The sequence below is a fragment of the Acinetobacter sp. V115_6 genome, from assembly GCF_031799025.1.
GTDB classification, from domain to species: domain Bacteria; phylum Pseudomonadota; class Gammaproteobacteria; order Pseudomonadales; family Moraxellaceae; genus Acinetobacter; species Acinetobacter pittii.
The window spans coordinates 219,634-237,775 of the sequence record NZ_JAVQNO010000017.1; the positions used below are offsets into that span (position 1 = coordinate 219,634).

Annotated in this window: 19 protein-coding genes; 11 read left to right on the forward strand and 8 right to left on the reverse strand. The window is 41.6% G+C overall.

The window, feature by feature from the left end; all coding sequences use genetic code 11:
- The first annotated feature begins 19 nt into the window (after positions 1-19).
- The 7 genes from RMA94_RS05755 (at position 20) to RMA94_RS05785 (ending at position 4,980) form a co-directional block, all read left to right on the forward strand.
- On the forward strand, positions 20-757 hold the full coding sequence (locus RMA94_RS05755) for a dienelactone hydrolase family protein (RefSeq protein ID WP_087400297.1): 738 nt from the start codon (positions 20-22) through the stop codon (positions 755-757).
- A gap of 186 nt (positions 758-943) precedes the next feature.
- Positions 944-1,306, forward strand: coding sequence for an HIT family protein (locus RMA94_RS05760; RefSeq protein WP_087400299.1), 363 nt, complete (start codon positions 944-946; stop codon positions 1,304-1,306).
- A 142-nt stretch (positions 1,307-1,448) separates the two neighbouring features.
- A complete protein-coding gene (gene mutY, locus RMA94_RS05765; RefSeq protein ID WP_311082186.1) occupies positions 1,449-2,483 on the forward strand; it encodes an A/G-specific adenine glycosylase in 1,035 nt (344 codons plus the stop codon).
- Positions 2,484-2,530: 47 nt separating this feature from the next.
- On the forward strand, positions 2,531-3,067 hold the full coding sequence (locus RMA94_RS05770) for a M23 family metallopeptidase (RefSeq protein ID WP_311082188.1): 537 nt from the start codon (positions 2,531-2,533) through the stop codon (positions 3,065-3,067).
- Between the two features lie 9 nt (positions 3,068-3,076).
- Complete coding sequence (locus RMA94_RS05775) at positions 3,077-3,322, forward strand: hypothetical protein (RefSeq protein ID WP_001287364.1); 246 nt, start codon at positions 3,077-3,079, stop codon at positions 3,320-3,322.
- A gap of 30 nt (positions 3,323-3,352) precedes the next feature.
- Complete coding sequence (locus tag RMA94_RS05780) at positions 3,353-3,913, forward strand: DNA-3-methyladenine glycosylase I (RefSeq protein WP_005066585.1); 561 nt, start codon at positions 3,353-3,355, stop codon at positions 3,911-3,913.
- A gap of 38 nt (positions 3,914-3,951) precedes the next feature.
- On the forward strand, positions 3,952-4,980 hold the full coding sequence (locus RMA94_RS05785) for an NAD(P)-dependent alcohol dehydrogenase (RefSeq protein ID WP_032063522.1): 1,029 nt from the start codon (positions 3,952-3,954) through the stop codon (positions 4,978-4,980).
- A 2-nt stretch (positions 4,981-4,982) separates the two neighbouring features.
- Here the strand turns inward: RMA94_RS05785 and RMA94_RS05790 are convergent, their stop codons facing one another.
- A complete protein-coding gene (locus tag RMA94_RS05790) occupies positions 4,983-6,407 on the reverse strand; it encodes a PLP-dependent aminotransferase family protein (protein WP_311082190.1) in 1,425 nt (474 codons plus the stop codon).
- 90 nt (positions 6,408-6,497) lie between these two features.
- On the opposite strand from RMA94_RS05790, the gene RMA94_RS05800 reads away from it, so the two are divergent.
- On the forward strand, positions 6,498-6,872 hold the full coding sequence (locus tag RMA94_RS05800; RefSeq protein WP_068929656.1) for a hypothetical protein: 375 nt from the start codon (positions 6,498-6,500) through the stop codon (positions 6,870-6,872).
- Here RMA94_RS05800 and RMA94_RS05805 read toward each other — a convergent pair.
- A complete protein-coding gene (locus RMA94_RS05805; RefSeq protein WP_057069173.1) occupies positions 6,856-7,758 on the reverse strand; it encodes a LysR family transcriptional regulator in 903 nt (300 codons plus the stop codon). The genes RMA94_RS05800 and RMA94_RS05805 overlap by 17 nt on opposite strands.
- A gap of 120 nt (positions 7,759-7,878) precedes the next feature.
- On the opposite strand from RMA94_RS05805, the gene dkgB reads away from it, so the two are divergent.
- Both dkgB and RMA94_RS05815 read left to right on the forward strand, forming a co-directional pair.
- The gene (gene dkgB / locus RMA94_RS05810; protein ID WP_311082192.1) at positions 7,879-8,682 is read left to right on the forward strand and encodes a 2,5-didehydrogluconate reductase DkgB; all 804 of its coding nucleotides are present in this window, start codon (positions 7,879-7,881) and stop codon (positions 8,680-8,682) included.
- Between the two features lie 4 nt (positions 8,683-8,686).
- A complete protein-coding gene (locus RMA94_RS05815) occupies positions 8,687-9,877 on the forward strand; it encodes an MFS transporter (protein WP_311082194.1) in 1,191 nt (396 codons plus the stop codon).
- A 41-nt stretch (positions 9,878-9,918) separates the two neighbouring features.
- Here RMA94_RS05815 and RMA94_RS05820 read toward each other — a convergent pair whose 3' ends face one another.
- Both RMA94_RS05820 and dapB read right to left on the reverse strand, forming a co-directional pair.
- On the reverse strand, positions 9,919-10,572 hold the full coding sequence (locus RMA94_RS05820) for an START domain-containing protein (protein ID WP_033849210.1): 654 nt from the start codon (positions 10,570-10,572) through the stop codon (positions 9,919-9,921).
- A gap of 50 nt (positions 10,573-10,622) precedes the next feature.
- A complete protein-coding gene (gene dapB / locus RMA94_RS05825) occupies positions 10,623-11,444 on the reverse strand; it encodes a 4-hydroxy-tetrahydrodipicolinate reductase (RefSeq protein ID WP_311082196.1) in 822 nt (273 codons plus the stop codon).
- A 183-nt stretch (positions 11,445-11,627) separates the two neighbouring features.
- Here dapB and RMA94_RS05830 point away from each other — a divergent pair, with 183 nt between their 5' ends.
- The gene (locus RMA94_RS05830; protein ID WP_032005063.1) at positions 11,628-11,981 is read left to right on the forward strand and encodes a hypothetical protein; all 354 of its coding nucleotides are present in this window, start codon (positions 11,628-11,630) and stop codon (positions 11,979-11,981) included.
- A 114-nt stretch (positions 11,982-12,095) separates the two neighbouring features.
- Here RMA94_RS05830 and dnaJ read toward each other — a convergent pair whose 3' ends face one another.
- The 4 genes from dnaJ to RMA94_RS05850 all read right to left on the reverse strand — a co-directional run bounded on the left by dnaJ (position 12,096) and on the right by RMA94_RS05850 (position 18,057).
- Positions 12,096-13,208 (reverse strand): molecular chaperone DnaJ, encoded by a 1,113-nt coding sequence (gene dnaJ / locus RMA94_RS05835; RefSeq protein ID WP_002119101.1) that lies wholly within the window; start codon positions 13,206-13,208, stop codon positions 12,096-12,098.
- Between the two features lie 103 nt (positions 13,209-13,311).
- Complete coding sequence (locus RMA94_RS05840; protein ID WP_002119294.1) at positions 13,312-13,689, reverse strand: membrane protein; 378 nt, start codon at positions 13,687-13,689, stop codon at positions 13,312-13,314.
- 139 nt (positions 13,690-13,828) lie between these two features.
- Positions 13,829-16,954, reverse strand: coding sequence for an efflux RND transporter permease subunit (locus RMA94_RS05845; protein WP_311082198.1), 3,126 nt, complete (start codon positions 16,952-16,954; stop codon positions 13,829-13,831).
- Positions 16,951-18,057, reverse strand: coding sequence for an efflux RND transporter periplasmic adaptor subunit (locus RMA94_RS05850; RefSeq protein ID WP_311082200.1), 1,107 nt, complete (start codon positions 18,055-18,057; stop codon positions 16,951-16,953). The genes RMA94_RS05845 and RMA94_RS05850 overlap by 4 nt, the downstream gene beginning before the upstream one ends.
- Positions 18,058-18,142: the final 85 nt, after the last annotated feature.

An 18,142-nucleotide genomic window follows, 5' to 3' on the forward strand; every position in this document is an offset into this window, starting at 1 on the left:
TAATTTCAGGATTAATGTCATGAGTACAGCAATTAAAACCCGTGAAATTCAATATACTGCACCAGATGGCAGCCATTTAATTGGTTACTTTGCGGCTCCAGAGAGTGAAGAACCGGTACCAGGTATCATTATTGGTCCTGAGTGGTGGGGTCGTAATGAATATACTGAGCAACGCGCACGTGAGCTTGCTGAACACGGGTATGCAGCTCTTGCTATTGACATGTATGGCGATAAAAAAGTCACGACAACAGCAGCTCAAGCCTATGAATGGATGATGCAGACATTTGAAGATTTAGACACGGTGACTGATCGTGCTAATGCAGCACTGCAAACCCTTGCTGCCCAACCAGAAGTAAATAACGAGAAATTGGCTGCGATTGGCTTTTGCTATGGTGGTAAAGTCGTGTTGGATCTTGCTCGCTCAGGTGCTCCACTTAAAGCAAGTGTAACGTTCCATGCCACATTAGCACCGAAGGCTCCTGCTCAAAAAGGCAACATTCAGGGTGAAATTTTAGTTCTACATGGTGAACTAGACAGTATGGTCACCTTAGAAGATGTTGCTAATTTTGAAAAAGAGATGCAAGCTGCTGAGGTTAAACACGAGGTAGTGGTTTTAGAAGGTGCTAAACATGGCTTTAGTAACCCGCTTGCCGATGAAAGAGCTAAAGCGAACGGTGTGGACCTTGGCTACAATAGCGAAGCGGAAAAACAAGGCCTTGCTAAAATGTATGCTTTATTAGATCGTACTCTAAAATAAAAGAAGCAAATTTGGAGCAAATGGTTTTTTTTTGCATTTGCTCCCTTAAATGTTTATGACTTTGCAATATTTTTACTGTATTTTTTAAACCATACTTCAATAACTATACTCCCGTTGAGCTAGAGCAAAGCCTAGTCTTATTTCCCGCACTCGGGGTTTAATGGAATAACATGAGAGGATACAACAATGACTGACAAGAAATGTCCGTATTGCGAATTTGATGAATATGACATCATTGATAAGAATGAATTTGCCGTAATTTTGCCTGATTCTAATCCGTTATCTAAAGGCCACTGTATAGTAACACCACTACGCCATGTTAGTTCTTTTTTTGACATTACGTCTAAAGAACATCAAGGCTTACTGACACTTCTTGAAATTGCCCGTCATGAGACACAGCTTCGTCATCAACCAGACGGCTTTCATATTGGCTTTAATGATGGTGAAGTGTTTGGACAAACCTCAGATCATTTCCACATTCATGTCATCCCTTACTACAAAAATCAGCCATTGAAACTTGATCAACGTTGGGGTGTACAAAAGGATTAATCCTTTTATCTGATTGAAACAGAGATTACGCGCTTTGAAGTAGTCTCTGTTTTAGTACACTCTTTTTGTTTGCCTGCTTTAAACAAAATTTCATCTAAATTTCAGCTATAATTTAGCCCTTACTTTTCTTCTATAGCTGTTCATGCCTGAATTTTCTTTTTCTGATGCCCTCTTAAACTGGTTCGACCAACATGGTCGGCACGATTTGCCTTGGCAAGTTGCCGATGATCCGTACAAAGTTTGGGTTTCTGAAATTATGCTACAGCAAACTCAGGTGAAAACGGTCTTGCAATATTTTGATCGCTTTATGGAGCGCTTCCCGACGGTAGAAGCTTTAGGTCATGCAACTTGGGATGAAGTAGCCCCTTTTTGGGCTGGCCTCGGTTACTACGCTCGTGCACGCAATTTGCATAAAGCGGCTGGTCTTGTCACGCAGCAAGGTAAATTTCCTGAAACGCTAGAAGAATGGATTGCGTTACCTGGCATTGGTCGCTCTACCGCAGGCGCGCTCATGTCTTTAGGTTTACGTCAGTACGGCGTCATCATGGATGGCAACGTGAAACGCGTCTTAGCTCGTTTCTTTGCCATTGAAGATGACTTAAGCAAACCACAGCACGAGCGTGAAACGTGGAAACTCGCTGAAGAGCTTTGCCCTACACATCGCAACCATGATTACACGCAAGCGATTATGGACTTGGGTGCAACCATTTGTACTCCTAAAAAACCGCTATGTTTATATTGTCCAATGCAAGCTCATTGTCAGGCTTATCAGCAAGGTTTAGAACAAGAATTACCTTTTAAAAAACCGAAAAAAACACCACCTGTTAAAACAGCAGATGTTCTTATTATTCAGTGCGAAGGTGAATGGTTCTGGCAACAACGTCAAGCTCATGGTCTATGGGGCGGTTTATTCTGTTTACCTATTTTAGAAAATGAACATGAACGACTGAGCTTAAGCCAACAATTTAAACTACAGCCTCAAGCACAAACTTTTCAGATCAGTCATAGCTTCACTCACTTCACATGGTTACTTAATGCTCACGTGTTCCACGTGGAACCTGATCAAAAAGAACATCTGGGTATTGAACTTGAAGGCCAATGGTTGAGTCCGGAACAGGCTATTGCTAAAGGTGTCCCAACTGCTATGAAAAAATTGATCTCGACAAGCCGTTCATGACATAGTGAGTAAAATAATTTTGATATGGCTGTGACAGGGAGTATTTTGTGCGACGTTTTGTTTCTCATTTCTCACTTGGTTTTCTGATTATTCTTTTGGCTGCCTGTGCCAGTACACCTAAAAAACCTGCCCCACTTCCACCTGCTCAAGTCATCAAACTCAAAAGTATGCAGCTTCCAAGTCGACTACCTGTACCTGTAAAAGGTATTGACCGTGATGAATTAAAAAACACATGGGGAGCTGCTCGGAGTCAGGGCCGTAGTCACGAAGGAATTGATATTTTGGCTCCACGTGGAACCAAAGTGTACAGTGCAACCGAAGGACTCGTTGCAGATCTTCGCAATAACAACTTAGGTGGCAAAGTGATCTGGATTTTAGGTCCAGCAGGAACATGGCATTATTATGCCCATCTTGATGGTCACAAACGTGGCTTAAATGTAGGCGACTATGTCAAAAAGGGCGACCTCATTGGTTATGTCGGCAATACGGGCAATGCACGTTATACTTCACCTCATCTTCATTATGGTCTTTATCTAGATGGTAAAGGTCGTGGTGCTGTTAATCCTTATTCATATTTACGCTAGGAACATTTTATGTCGGAAGCGCTGATCAATCGCTTAGTAGAGTTTGCCGAGTCTGGTAACCAGCAAAAGATCATTTTAAATGGCAATAGCTATCAAGGCTGGATCATGGAAATCAGCGATGATGCCCTACTAATCAGTACCGGTTTTTCAGACAAAGTCGGCAAAGACTTTTGGCTGAAGTTTGAAGACTTAACACAAGCAGAACTGTATTATTGGGATACTCGCCCAAATGAATGGGTCTTATTTAAACTTTAAAATTCTAAGATAAATATAAGGAGCATTATCATGAAAACTCAACGTTGCGGATGGTGTTCCGACGATCCACTCTATATTGCCTACCATGATGAGGAATGGGGTAAACCCGAACACGACGAGGCACGATTATTTGAAATGCTTTGTCTCGAAGGTCAGCAAGCCGGCCTCTCATGGATTACCGTACTAAAAAAAAGAGAAAGCTACCGTCAACACTTTTTTAATCATCCGATTGCAGACATTGCTTCATTTACAGATGATTTTCTAGAACTAAAATTATCTGATGCAGGCTTAATTCGTCACTTGGGGAAACTCAAAGCTATTCGTGATAATGCTATTGCTTGGCAAGCGCTCAAAGCACAAGTCGGTGATGTTCCTACATGGCTTTGGCAGTTTGTAGATGCAGCTCCACAAAACAATGATGTTGTAGATTATCGTAAGGCCCCTGCTCAAACCGAACTGAGTGTAAAACTTTCCAAAACTCTTAAAAAGAATGGTTTCAAATTTGTTGGCCCAACCACCTGCTATGCTTTTATGCAGGCAGTAGGCATGGTCGATGATCATGAAAACGATTGTCAATTTAAAGCTTCATAACCCACCAGAACGGTTCAAAGCCGCTTAAGGAGTTTCCGATGAGCAATAATACGATTCAAGCTTATGCTGCAATGCAGGCAGGTGAAAAACTGGTTCCCTATCAATTTGACGCAGGTGAATTACAACCGCATCAGGTTGAGGTAAAAGTTGAATATTGTGGTTTATGTCATTCTGATATTTCTGTTTTAAATAATGAATGGCGTTCGACCGTGTACCCTGTGGTTGCAGGTCATGAAATTATTGGACGAATTGTTGCTTTGGGTTCAGAAGCAAAAGGTCTACAAATTGGGCAACGTGTCGGTATTGGTTGGACAGCTGAAAGTTGTCAAGCCTGTGATGAATGTATTGGTGGTCAGCAAGTACTGTGTACAGGTGGAAATGTTGCAACAATCGTAGGGCATGCTGGTGGCTTTGCTGATAAAGTCCGTGCAGGTTGGCAATGGGCCATTCCCCTCCCTGACGATTTAGATGCTGAAAGTGCAGGTCCTTTACTGTGTGGCGGAATTACCGTTTTTGATCCACTACTCAAACACAAAATTCAGGCAACGCATCATGTCGGTGTAATTGGCATTGGTGGTTTAGGCCATATAGCCATTAAGCTACTTAAAGCATGGGGCTGTGAAATCACTGCTTTTAGTTCTAACCCAGATAAAACGGAAGAACTCAAAGCAATGGGAGCGGACCATGTGGTAAATAGTCGCGATACAGAGGCAGTAAAAGCTCAAAAAGGTAAATTCGATCTATTGCTAAGTACCGTGAATGTGACTCTAAATTGGTCTGCTTTTATTGCAACACTGGCACCAAACGGAACCTTACATTTCTTAGGTCTTACGCTTGAGCCTGTTCCTGTTTCTGTTGGCTCTCTTATTGGTGGTGCCAAGTCAGTGACTGGTTCACCTACAGGCTCACCTGCTGCACTACGTCAGCTTTTAAAGTTTGCTGCACGCAAAAAAATTGCGCCTCAAATTGAGCTATTTCCAATGTCACAGCTCAATGAAGCAATTGAACGTCTACACTCGGGTCAGGCACGCTACCGCATTGTGCTTAAAGCAGACTTTGCAGAATAAGGCTAACTCACTGATTTAATCTGTTGTCGTGACCAGTCCGCCAAATCTTTAATGGCTTGGCGGACATCTCCTGTTAGCTCATGACCTGCATTTAAACGAATAAAATGCCGATAGCGCTCATCCTCCCCAAAAACATGCCCGGGAACTACGGTAATTCCGTGAGATTTTGCAGTGTAATAGAGCGCCAAACTATCTACAGTTTTAGGTAACTGCATCCATAAAGCATAACCCCCTTCTGGTTGGCTCAGTGCAATTGGAATACCTTCAAAGGCATTTAAAATACAACTACGATATTCCTCGACTTGCCGCATCAAATTCGGTCTTAACTGCTCTAAATGCTCCCTGTAACCACGACTATAAATAAAATCAGCTAGGCCTAATTGTAGCGGTGTATTGACCCCTATATTACTGGCTACCAGCTCAAGCCTTAAATGTTGTAGCTTCGCACTTAAACAGAACCACCCTACGCGATACGCACTCGACAATGACTTAGAAACTGACCCACACCAAATTACATAGCCCTCACGGTCCCAATAGCGTATAGGCAATGGCCGCTCACCACTGTAGCCACACTCTCCATAAATATCATCTTCAATAATAAAGCACTGATACTTTGCTGCTAATTCGGCAATCTTTTGTTTTTCTGCATTACTTAAACAATATCCCAATGGGTTCTGATAGTTGGCTGTCATTAAACAAACCTTAGCCAAACCTTGCTTCATAAATGATTCTAAGCGCTCAAGATCGATACCACGATGATGCGCTGGAATTTCAATAATCTGCCGTTTTAAACTGGCTATAAGCTGTAGTTGTCCATTAAAAGTAGGCGTCGGAATTAAAATACTATCGCCTACTTCTGTTAGATGTTGAATCACCAAAGACAAAGCAGGCATGCAGCCATTGGTAATAAAAATATCTTCTACCGAGATAAAAATCCCATCTTCACGCCAATGATAAGATAACGCTTTTCTTAATTGCTCATGCCCTTGTTTATTACAATAAAGAAAGTCTTGAGGCTGACAATTTTTTAAAGCCCGTTGAATAGAACGACGTAAACCTTCCACAGGAATAAAATGAGGCGTTAACTGAATAGAGCCTAATGGTACAAGATGGCTTTGTAAGGCAGCTTCCTGAATTTGATTATGCAATTCCAGATTTGAAACTTGTCGAGGTAAAGACAAGAAATCTGGACTTTCAGGAATGGGTCCGGATTGTGCACGAGCTACCACAAAATAACCTGACTTTGGCTTTACATAAATAAGCCCCCTCGCCTCAAGTAACTCATAACAACTTTTTGCTGTACTTAAACTAATGCTGTGCTGACGAGCAAAATCTCGTAAAGAGATAAGTTTCTGATGAGGTTTAAGCTCATCTTGATAAATACGATGTGCTAATTGATTGGCAAGAACCTGATATTGGAAAGTCATTCTGTGCTGCTTTTTTAAAAATTTCTGTATCTGTACTGGTTTATAGAACACCTTTAGGCTATAGAAATCAACTCAGAAAGTAGCAAAGTCATGAAATTAAAAGCTATATTGTTATTTACTATTGTTTTAGCTGGTTGCCAACAACAACCAAAAGATGAGCAGTACAGACATACTGTTTGCCAAAGCCTCATAGAAGGCTATTTAAAAATGACCAATCAACAAGACTATAAAATAGAGCAACGCACTGATGAAAAGACCAGTACAATTTCTCATTATCAATATAAACGGAATAGCTCAAATGAAGTTGTAATGGTGAACTCGGTTTATTCGACTTTGTATTTTAGCTGCCGAGAACATCAAAAAAGCTATTTTCTGTCTCAACATTCATCACAAGGACAAACGACCCCACTTTTAGAAGTTCATTTTCCAACTGACAGTTACACTACTTTTAGAGAGCGTTTTTAAATCCGTCTTTTAACTGTTCTGCCAAAAACTCAATAAATAAACGAATCCGTTTTGGTAGATGCTCTTGTTGATAATACACAGCATGGATGCTTTGGTATTGATGTTCAATTTGGTCTTCAAATAAAGCAATCAATCGCCCTTCTTCAATATCTTTCCAAATTTCAAATTCAGATAGTCGTGCAATACCATGTCCTCTAATCGTCAGCTGACGTACCGTTTCTCCACTCGATGCTTTAATTTTTGATTGTGCAAAAAAATATTCATCACCAACTTTAATCGGCCAACTATTGATATAAGTAGGTCTAGTAAAACCAATCAAATCATGTTGTTCAAGCTGTTCAGGTTGTGTCGGTGTACCCTTAATTGCTAAATACTCAGGGCTTGCAACGATAAATAAGCGACTTTTACATACTAATTTGGCATGAAGACTTGAATCATTGAGCTCCCCAAACCGAAATGCGACATCAGTTTTATGTTGCAGCAAATCAATCACCTGATCATTGCTATTTAATTCAATTTCAATGTTTGGATAGCACTCACGAAACTTATGCATTAATGGCGCAATAACGTGTAAGACAAACGGCGTTGCTGAATCAATGCGAATAAGTCCCGCAGTACCTTGATCAGATTTTTGTAGTTCTTCTTCAGCCGCATTTAGCTCATTTAAGATTTTACGGGCCTTTACCAGAAACTGTTGCCCTTCTTGAGTGAGTTTCAATTTACGTGTAGTTCGCTCTAACAAAGTCACATCTAACTTAGCTTCTAGGCGTGTTAAAGATCGACTGACTCCTGAAGGCGTTTGTTTTAAGTGTTCTGCTGCTGCAACAAAAGAACCTGTATCAACGATTGCAATAAACGCGACAAGTTCTTCAATTGTTGATTTCATGTCTTATTCCATTATTGACTAATGATCAAAGATATTTTGCTTATTCATCTATTTTTTCGCAACAATAAAAAAAGCAAAATGCACATCAAGTTAAATGATTATTCAAATTTAGGTAAACACATGAATATCCCACGTTTTGGTCTAGGAACTTTCCGTCTTAAAGAACAAGCAGTTATTGATTCTGTTAAAACTGCTTTAGACGTAGGTTACCGTGTCATTGATACTGCTCAAATTTATGATAATGAAGCAGCGATTGGTCAAGCGATTGCCGAAAGCGGTGTATCCCGTCAGGACTTATTTTTAACCACAAAAATCTGGGTAGATAATTTTGCTCAAGATAAGTTTATTCCGAGCTTAAAAGAGAGCTTACAAAAGCTTCGTACTGACCATGTTGACCTCACTTTAATTCATTGGCCAGCACCGGACTTAGGCGTTTCTATTCCTGAAGTTATGCAGCTTCTACTTGAAGCGAAACAACAAGGTCTTACCAAACAAATTGGTATTTCAAACTTCAATATTGCGCTTATCCAACAAGCAATTGACACAATTGGTGTAGAGCATATTGCAACCAACCAGATTGAGCTAAGTCCTTATCTTCAAAACCATAAGCTTGTGAATTTCTTACAAGAGAAGAATATTGATGTGACTTCATATATGACTCTTGCATACGGCAAAGTGCTTCAAGACCCAGTTCTCGCTGAAATTGCAGCAGCGCATAAAGCAACAACAGCACAAATTGCACTAGCGTGGGCATTGCAACGTGGTTTTGCAGTCATTCCATCTTCGACTAAACGTGAAAACCTGATTAGCAACTTAAAAGCACAGGATATCGAGTTAACTTCAGCTGAAATGCAAATGATTGCCGAACTTGATCGTAACAGTCGTGAAGTTAGCCCAGAGCCATGGGCACCAGTTTGGGACTAAACTCATGAACACTCAATCAAATACGGCGTTCTCGTTATTGGCATTGGCAATAGGTGCCTTTGCCATTGGCACCACGGAATTTTCTCCAATGGGGTTACTTCCGAACATCGCTAACGATTTAGGTATTTCAATTCCAACAGCCGGAATGTTAATTACAGGTTATGCACTTGGTGTAATGCTAGGTGCCCCATTCATGACCCTATGGTTTGGTGGTTTTGCACGACGTAATGCGCTTATTTTACTGATGGCGATCTTTACGGTAGGTAACCTAATCGCAGCCTTTTCACCAAGTTATATGAGCTTATTAGGTGCACGTCTTATCACAAGCTTAAACCACGGTGCCTTCTTCGGGATTGGCTCTGTTGTAGCGGCAAGCATTGTACCCGCACATAAACAGGCCAGTGCTGTAGCCACCATGTTTATGGGCTTAACTATTGCCAATATTGGTGGTGTACCGTTGGCAACTTGGGTTGGACAAAACATTGGCTGGCGTATGTCTTTCCTTGCGATTTCCTTGCTTGGTGTGATTACCATGCTCGCTTTATGGAAAGCACTCCCACAAGGGATGGTTGCCCAAAAACCAAATGTGAAAGTTGAATTGAAGGTATTAACGCGTACTCCTGTAGTTCTTGCGCTACTCACTACCGTACTCGGTGCAGGTGCAATGTTTACGCTCTATACCTATATTGCGCCAAGTTTGACTGAGTTTACCCATGCTTCACCGACGTTCATTACGTTTATGTTGGTATTGATTGGTGTCGGTTTCTCAATTGGTAACCATTTAGGCGGACGTTTTGCAGATTTGTCGATTAATAAAACTTTGATTGGTTTCTTGGTTCTGTTAATTGTGATGATGGTGACTTTCCCAATTCTTGCACAAAGCCAGATTGGAGCAGCCATTGCATTAGTGATCTGGGGTGCAGCAACCTTTGCTTTAGTACCACCTTTGCAAATGCGTGTAATGTCAGTCGCTCATGAAGCACCGGGACTTGCCTCTTCAGTGAATATCGGTGCATTTAACTTAGGTAACGCAGTAGGAGCAGCAGCAGGCGCGTTAGTACTCGATTTAGGTTGGGGTTATAGCGCAGTATCATTTGCTGGAGCATTACTAGCTGGCTTAGGTTTGTTATTGGTTTTATTTCAAATCAAACGCGAAAGTAGCCCTGCACAAGCTTTACAGCAGTGTTCAGATTAATAAAAAAAGCGCCTGATCTCAGGCGCTTTTTTTTAAGCTATTTATTTTAAAATATCTGGTAATTTAGGGTGTTCATAAATCGGACTAGTCACTTCCCGCTTCATTTTAAGCAACATCTGGTAAGGCTGCTGTTGAACAAACATATTTACAAAGCTCAACGGAATTGCACCAGCAGGATCAGCATAACCACTGGTGGTTACTTTCACCTTATTATTTCCAAGTTTCTGGAATGTCCAATCCCCTTCATAGCGTGTTAAGCGCACCACATCAGGTTGTATCGGATAATTTCCACTAATTGCGGTATTTTTAATTGTCACAACACCATTTGCGGCCTTGCTCATTTTTCCTTTTACAACGACATCACGATCTTTCAAAGGAAACGGAAAATCCAACACCATATACAGTGTGAACTCACCTTTTTTCTCATCTTGAGACAACATTTCAACTTTGCCCATATAAGGCACCCACTGGTCAGCACGATTTACATCTAAAATCACAGCAACAGCGCGTTCAAGTGGCACATCAAATGTCGTTTCAGCCTTATATTGAAAGACTGGATTATCAGTTTTTTGATAGGTCCAGACTTTAATATTATTGCGGTCTAAGCTGAGTTTAGCTTTTTCTGTAGAAGCAGCCCCCGTCCAGAGGCTGCTTAAGCAAAGAAGAGTGGTCAAGGCAATTTGTTTTTTATTCATGTTCTGCTCTATCTTGTTTTTCTCGCTACACATGGAATACGTACAGGGTTTTATACCTGTACGTCGTTCAATCCTAAAACATCTTTCATGTCATATTTACGCGCTTCACGACCCACAACCCATGCCGCAGCTCGCACTGCACCAGCAGCAAAGTTCATACGGTTTGTGGCCTTATGAGTCACTTCAACACGCTCACCTTCACCAATGAACATCACAGTGTGTTCGCCAACGATGTCACCACCACGAATGGTTTCAAAACCAATTGTTTGACGGTCACGTGGGCCTGTATGCCCTTCACGTCCATACACAGCAACTTCTTTTAAGTTACGACCTAAAGTATCTGCAATTGCTTCACCCATCATTAATGCTGTACCTGACGGCGCATCTACTTTATGACGGTGGTGAGCTTCGATCACTTCAATATCTACTGTATCGCCAAATACTTTTGCTGCAAGCTCAAGTAACTTGATTGATACATTTACACCCACTGAATAGTTCGCAGCATAAACCACAGGGGTATGCGTAGCAACTTCGTCTAGCTCAGCTTTTTGCTCATCTGACATGCCCGTTGTCCCGATTACTATAGCTACTCCAGCTTCACGACATAGCTTTAGATGCTCAGATGTTGCAACAGGAGTAGAAAAGTCAATGATTACATCGCAGTCTTTAAGAACCTCTGCCAAGCTTCCTGTAAGCTTCACTCCAATTGAACCTACCCCTGCAAGTTCACCAGCATCAGCACCGATTAAAGTACTTTCTGGGCGTACAACGGCTGCTCCTAATTGATAGCCTGCTTGTTGAACTGCTTGAATAAGTATACGGCCCATACGACCGCCTGCACCTAAAATACCAATGCGTGGAGCTGCTGACATAATCTTCCCAATCTTCGGTTTTACGTAATTTACCTACTATATCAAAACTCTTTGCTCATCTTAAAAAGTAAAAATTATTTTTTGAGTTAGGACGAAATTTAATCTGTTTTCACAAAAGTTAAAGAATTGATCGGCAGACTACGGAGCCACGAATGAGAAAAAGATGACTATAAGGAGTTCAGCATGCATTCGAGAATTATTGGTTTTACCGTAATGATGGGGATTATGAGTTCAGTGGCATTTGCAGAGCCTGCAATCCAGCCAGGAGACACATTAGAAAGCTTATCTAAAGCGCGCATTACAACAAACGTAAATACTCAAACAGCAACGCCTACAGCTCAAACAAGCGATGCCAATGCTGACGTTAAAGTTGAAGATATTGACCCAATTATTGGCGAAAAAACAGCAGAAGCACCGAAAGTAGCTGTACAGGCAGAAGCAGTAGCCGCACCAGTGATCGAAAATGCTCCTACTCTTGCTTCTAGCGAACCGACTGTAAGTGTTGACGATATTGATGTTGCTCATCCTACAGAGTAAGCAGACGTAATTTTCTTTTAAGCAGAATAAAAATAATAAGATGAATCAGCGCAATAAAAAGGCGGATATTTTATAAATATCCGCCTTCTTTTTAATTTCTTATCTAATCAAGTATTAATCGAACAAACGATCAAAGAATGATTTTTTCTTCGGTGAAGAAGCGCTGTCTTCGCCATCAAAAGAAGCTTGCAACTCTTTAAGTAATTCACGTTGGCGAGAATTTAAGTTGACTGGTGTTTCTACCACAATACGGCAGAGTAAATCACCCACCATGCTACTACGTACTGGACGAACGCCTTTGCCACGTAAACGGAATAATTTACCTGTTTGAGTACCCTCAGGAATTTTCAGGCTAACACGGCCTTCCAAAGTTGGGATTTCAATTTCTTTACCAAGTGCAGCATCAGCAATGCTCACTGGTACGTCCATATAAAGATCTGCGCCATCACGTTGGAAAATTTCGTGTTCACGAACGACGACTTCAACGTACAAGTCACCTGATTGGCCATCACGAATTGCTTCGCCTTTACCACTCAAACGAACGCGGTCACCATTATCTACACCCGCTGGAATTGTAACTTCCAACGTTTGCTGGCGATCGGCAACACCTGAACCATGACATGCCTGACAAGGGTTTTTAATAATTTTACCTTGACCACGACACGTACCACATGTTTGTTGTACAGAGAAGAAACCTTGCTGCATACGAACTTGTCCTGAACCATGACAAGTTTTACAGGTTTCAACATCTTTTGGATTTTTAGAACCTTTACCATCACACACATCACATGGTGCTGGAGCAGTAAAGGTAATGGTTTTTTTAACCCCTTTTACAGCTTCTTCAAGGGTAAGTTCCATTACATAGCGTAGATCTGATCCGCGACGTTGACGCTGTTGACGTCCACCACCACCGAATGCGCCACCGAAGATATCACCGAACTGGCTAAAAATATCTTCTGCACTAAATCCGCCGAAGCCACCACCGCCCCCGCCAAAGCCACCTTCGAACGCATTATGTCCCATGCGATCGTACATGCTACGCTTTTCGCTGTCCGATAAAACTTCATAAGCTTCAGCAGCTTCTTTAAATTTCTCTTCAGCTTCGGCATTGTCAGGGTTTCTATCAGGATGATATTTCATCGCCAATTTACGGTAGGCTTTTTTGATCTCATCATCACTTGCGGTTTTTGAAACGCCTAAAACCTCATAATAATCACGTTTAGCCATTTTTGGCGGTGCTCCTCACGGAATTTTATCAATACTCTATTGCCGACTAAATGGGGGGCTTTAGCCGAATTTACAAGGGGGAAATGTTTAAAAAATAGATATATTAAAAAACTGCCTTATTTTTTAAATATTTAGACAAGCCTTTTAACCATGCATTTAATAGAAATAACCACGCAATAGCGCTAAAAACTACGCCAGCAACCGTAGAGGCTGTGACCCAAAGATTACTATCCCATGCAAAGAAGAAGAGCGGAATAAACCAGACAACAGCAAAAATTGCCATAAATAGAAATAGAATCGCATTGCGCATAATCCATAGCGCATGCGCATGAATCCAAACTTCTGCATTATCTACAACTGCCACTTTACGAGCGACCAAATAAGCAAAGGCCGCAAAAATAACCGTAAACAATGCAAGAAACATGAACGCATAAGAAATTACTATATAGCGGCGATGCTGTTCGATATGGTCTTGCCCCATCTGTATTTCACCTCAATTCACTGCATTTTGCCTATTTTTTATGCAGTGAAATAATCCTGTATTTTTTGTGTAAAGACAGGTGCTACTATATTGGAGTTTTCAATATTTCGCACCTTTATTCACAAAAAATTTATGTATTTTATGCGGTTTTTTTCACCTTAAACCACGCTGCGTAGAGTGCAGGTAGGAAAAATAATGTCAGTAGGGTGGCAACAATCAATCCGCCCATGATCGCAACTGCCATCGGACCAAAGAAAATACTTCGAGAAAGTGGAATCATGGCCAGAACAGCGGCTAAAGCAGTCAAAATAATGGGACGGAATCGTCGCACTGTCGCTTCAATAATCGCCTCCCATGCTGGATGTCCTGCTTGCCTGTCTTGTTCAATTTGATCAATCAAAATAAGCGAGTTACGCATGATCATGCCAGAGAGTGCAATTGTGCCCAACATGGCCACAAAGCCAAATGGTTTGTTAAATAGGAGCAAGAATAAAACCACACCAATTAAACCCAGTGGAGCTGTTAACAACACGATGGTCGAACGAGACAAGCTTTTGAGCTGAATCATCAGTAATGTCATGACCACTGCCAAGAACAGTGGCATACCCGCATTCACAGAATTTTGCCCACGTGCAGACTCTTCTACAGTTCCACCCACTTCAATGAGATAACCACTTGGTAATTCAGCACGTAACTTATCCATTGATTCAGCTAACTCACCCACAACGGTAGCAGGCTGTAAATTGGTACGAATATCTGCGCGAACAGTAATCGTCGGTAAGCGGTTACGATGCCAGATCAAACCATCTTCAAACTTATACTCAATCTTCGCAATTTGAGCTAAAGGTACAGTAGTTCCATTGTTCGTTGGCACAGCTAAGCTTGCCAGTGAAGCCACTTCAACGCGCTCTGCTTGGTCCCCGCGTAAGCGAATTTCAATGAGTTCACGTTTTTCACGATATTGCTCAATCGCACTACCAGTAATTGATGCATTAATGAAGTTCGCTAAATCCAGACTAGAGACACCCATTTGTCGAGCACGGTCTTGATCAATTTGAATGGAAATGATCTTACTTGGCTCGCCCCAATCTAAATGCACATTGGTGGTATTCGGGTTTTCACTCATTACTTTAGCGACTTGCTGCGCTTCTTTACGTACCAGATTTAAATCTTCACCTGACACACGATATTGCAATGGATAACCAACAGGTGGGCCATTTTCAAGTAATGACACACGAGTACGGACTTGTGGGAGTAACTGCTTAATTTGTGTTTCTAACGAACGACGAATGTCATCACGATCATCAAGCGATGATGCGAGTACAACAAACTGAGCAAAGCTGGCTTGCGGTAATTGCTGGTCTAAAGGTAAATAAAAACGTGGTGAACCTGTCCCTACATAGGCCACATAGTTATCAATACCTTTTTGTTTAGACAAGAATTTTTCAACCTTTTTCACAGCTTGTTCTGTTGCTGTTAAAGAAGCACCTTCTTCAAGCTTTAAATCGACTAAAATCTCAGCACGGTTTGAAGGCGGGAAAAACTGCTGAGGTACCATCTTAAACATCAGCACAGAGAGCACAAAAATCCCCACCGTCGTTGCAATCACGGTTTTACGATAGGTCACACAAAACTCGACCATCTTTCTAAAACGTAAATAGAAACTAGATTGATAAGGATCGTAATGATGGTCCTGTGAAATTGCCACAGTTTGCGGTTGCGGTTTTTTCGTTAATCTTGCCCACAAACGGACATACCAAGGGGCCTGATGTCCTAACTTGGTAAAATCTGGTAATAGCTTTTCACCTAAATAAGGCACAAATAAAACTGCCGCGATCCAAGACACCAATAAAGCAATGGTCACAACCTGAAAGATAGAGCGTGTGTATTCACCTGTACTAGACTGAGCCGTAGCAATCGGTAAAAAACCTGCCGCGGTAATCAATGTTCCCGTGAGCATCGGAAATGCGGTAGTTTTCCACGCAAATCCGGCGGCTTTAATCCGGCTATAGCCCTGCTCCATCTTAATGGCCATCATCTCGACGGCGATAATGGCGTCATCGACTAACAGACCTAACGCTAAGATCAAAGCACCAAGTGAAATCTTATGCAGTCCGACATCGAATAAACTCATACCGGCAAAGGTCATTGCTAAAACTAAAGGAATAGAAAAAGCGACCACCAATCCCGTACGGAAGCCTAAAGAGAAAAAACTCACTAACAAGACAATAATGACTGCTTCAGCGAGTACCTTCACAAACTCATGAATACTGCGTTGTACTGCTACAGGTTGGTCAGAAACTTTCTGCAATTTCATGCCGAGTGGCAAGGTCTTTTGCAGTTGGGCAAATTCTGTTTCTAGATTTTTACCAAGGGCAATAATGTCACCGCCTTTACGCATCGAAACCGCAATGCCAATACCATTTTCACCCATGAAACGCATACGTGGTTGAGCAGGCTGACTAAAACCACGATAAACATCAGCAACGTCACCAAGCTGGATGGTTTTATCACCGACCAATAAAGGTGTTTTTTTAATTTCATCAATGTTTTGTAGATGACCACTTACTCTAATTTGAATACGGTCTGTACCCGTTTCAAAAAAGCCCGCACTTGCCATACTATTTTGCTTTTGTAAGGCTTCTTGAATCGCTGTAACTGGAATTCCGAGCTGCACCGCTTTAGTGTTAGAAATCTCAACCCAGATTTTTTGGTCTTGTAGACCAATCAATTCGACCTTACTGACATCCTTGACTCGTTGAAGCTGTAATTGCAAACGATCTGCATATTCTTTCAAAAGTGCATAGTCAAAGTCTTTGCCTGTCAGTACATAAATATTACCGAAAGTGTCCCCAAATTCATCGTTAAAAAATGGACCTTGTACACCGTTTGGCAGTTCATGGCGAATATCATTTACCTTCTTACGGACGTTATACCAAACGTCAGGGATCTGTGCCGATGTCAGCGAGTCCTTGGCAACAAACGTGACCATAGACTCACCTGGGCGGGAGTAAGCCATAATCTTGTCATACTGCCCTGTTGTCATGAGTTCCTTTTCGATACGGTCAGTCACCAGCGTTGAAACTTCTTTCGCTGTTGCTCCCGGCCAATAGGTTTGTACAACCATGACTTTAAAGGTAAATGGTGGGTCTTCACTTTGTGAAAGTTTTGAATAAGAGATCGCGCCGATAATGCCAAGTAACAGCATAAAATAAAGGACGATACCTTTATTATTTAATGCCCATTCCGAGAGATTGAATTTCATGGCTGGATTGCTCCCTGAATTTTCACCGCACGGTTTTCACGGTCAATCGGGTGAATCTTCTGCTTATCGCGTAGCAAATGCACACCACCAATCACCACCCAATCATTTGGTGTTAAACCAGATAGCACGGGTACACTGTCTCTGCCATATGCACCAACCGTTACAGGTACTTTGCGTAAAGTTTGATTCGCATTAACAACCCAGACATAAGGCTGATTATCTGTTGCTGAAACACTCGAAAGTGGCACACTCATCACGTTGGTTTGAGTTGAGGTAAAAAATACACGTGCACTTTGTCCAAGTTGGATAACAGACTGCCCTTCTTTGAGTGCAACTTTCACTGTAAAGGTACGAGACTGATCAGCCGCAGGAGAAACTTCGCGTACATATCCAGCAAATCTTTCATTCGGTTTAGACCACAAAGTCACCCAAGCTGCTTGGCCAACTTTAATCTCGCTAACCGCTTGTTCAGGAACACCAATAACAACTTCACGCTCTCCATCAATTGCAAGTTGATAAGCAGCTTGCCCTGCTGCAACCACTTGTCCAATTTCTATATTTCGCGCAGTAATTACCCCGTTTTTATTAGAAACGAGTTGGTTATAACCTGTCTGGTTAGCAGATACCTCATAGTTAGAACGAGCTTGCTGTAGCGCCGCTTGTGCCGCGTCGTATTGATTTTTTATCGTATCAAATTGTGAACGGCTCACTGCATTAATAGGGAGTAATTGTTGAAAACGTTTAAGTTCATCTGCTGCTGTTTTTGCTGAAGCCTGTGCATTATCCAGTTGAGCTTTAGCAGCATTTAATTGTAACTGAGCATCTGCCACATCGAGTTTTGCTAATACTTGTCCAACTTTAACTCGGTCGCCTATATCCACATAGCGTGCAGTAACTTGTCCACCAACTCGAAATGCCAAAGCTGTTTGTTGTCTAGCCTGCACATCCCCTGCATAGCTTTTTTGTTCATTGAGTGTGGTTAATGGCTGCGCCACCATCACATAGGGTATTTCTTCTGTTTTGGGTGCTTCTTTACTGCATCCCATTAATGTGACCGTACAAACAATCACCATACTCATGATGAGAGGTTTTAACAGATTCATATCTTATCGCTCTTATTCAAACTGATTTTTTAAGGCACAATATGCTTGCATCATAGTTTGTTTGTTTTTTAATTAATATACCTAT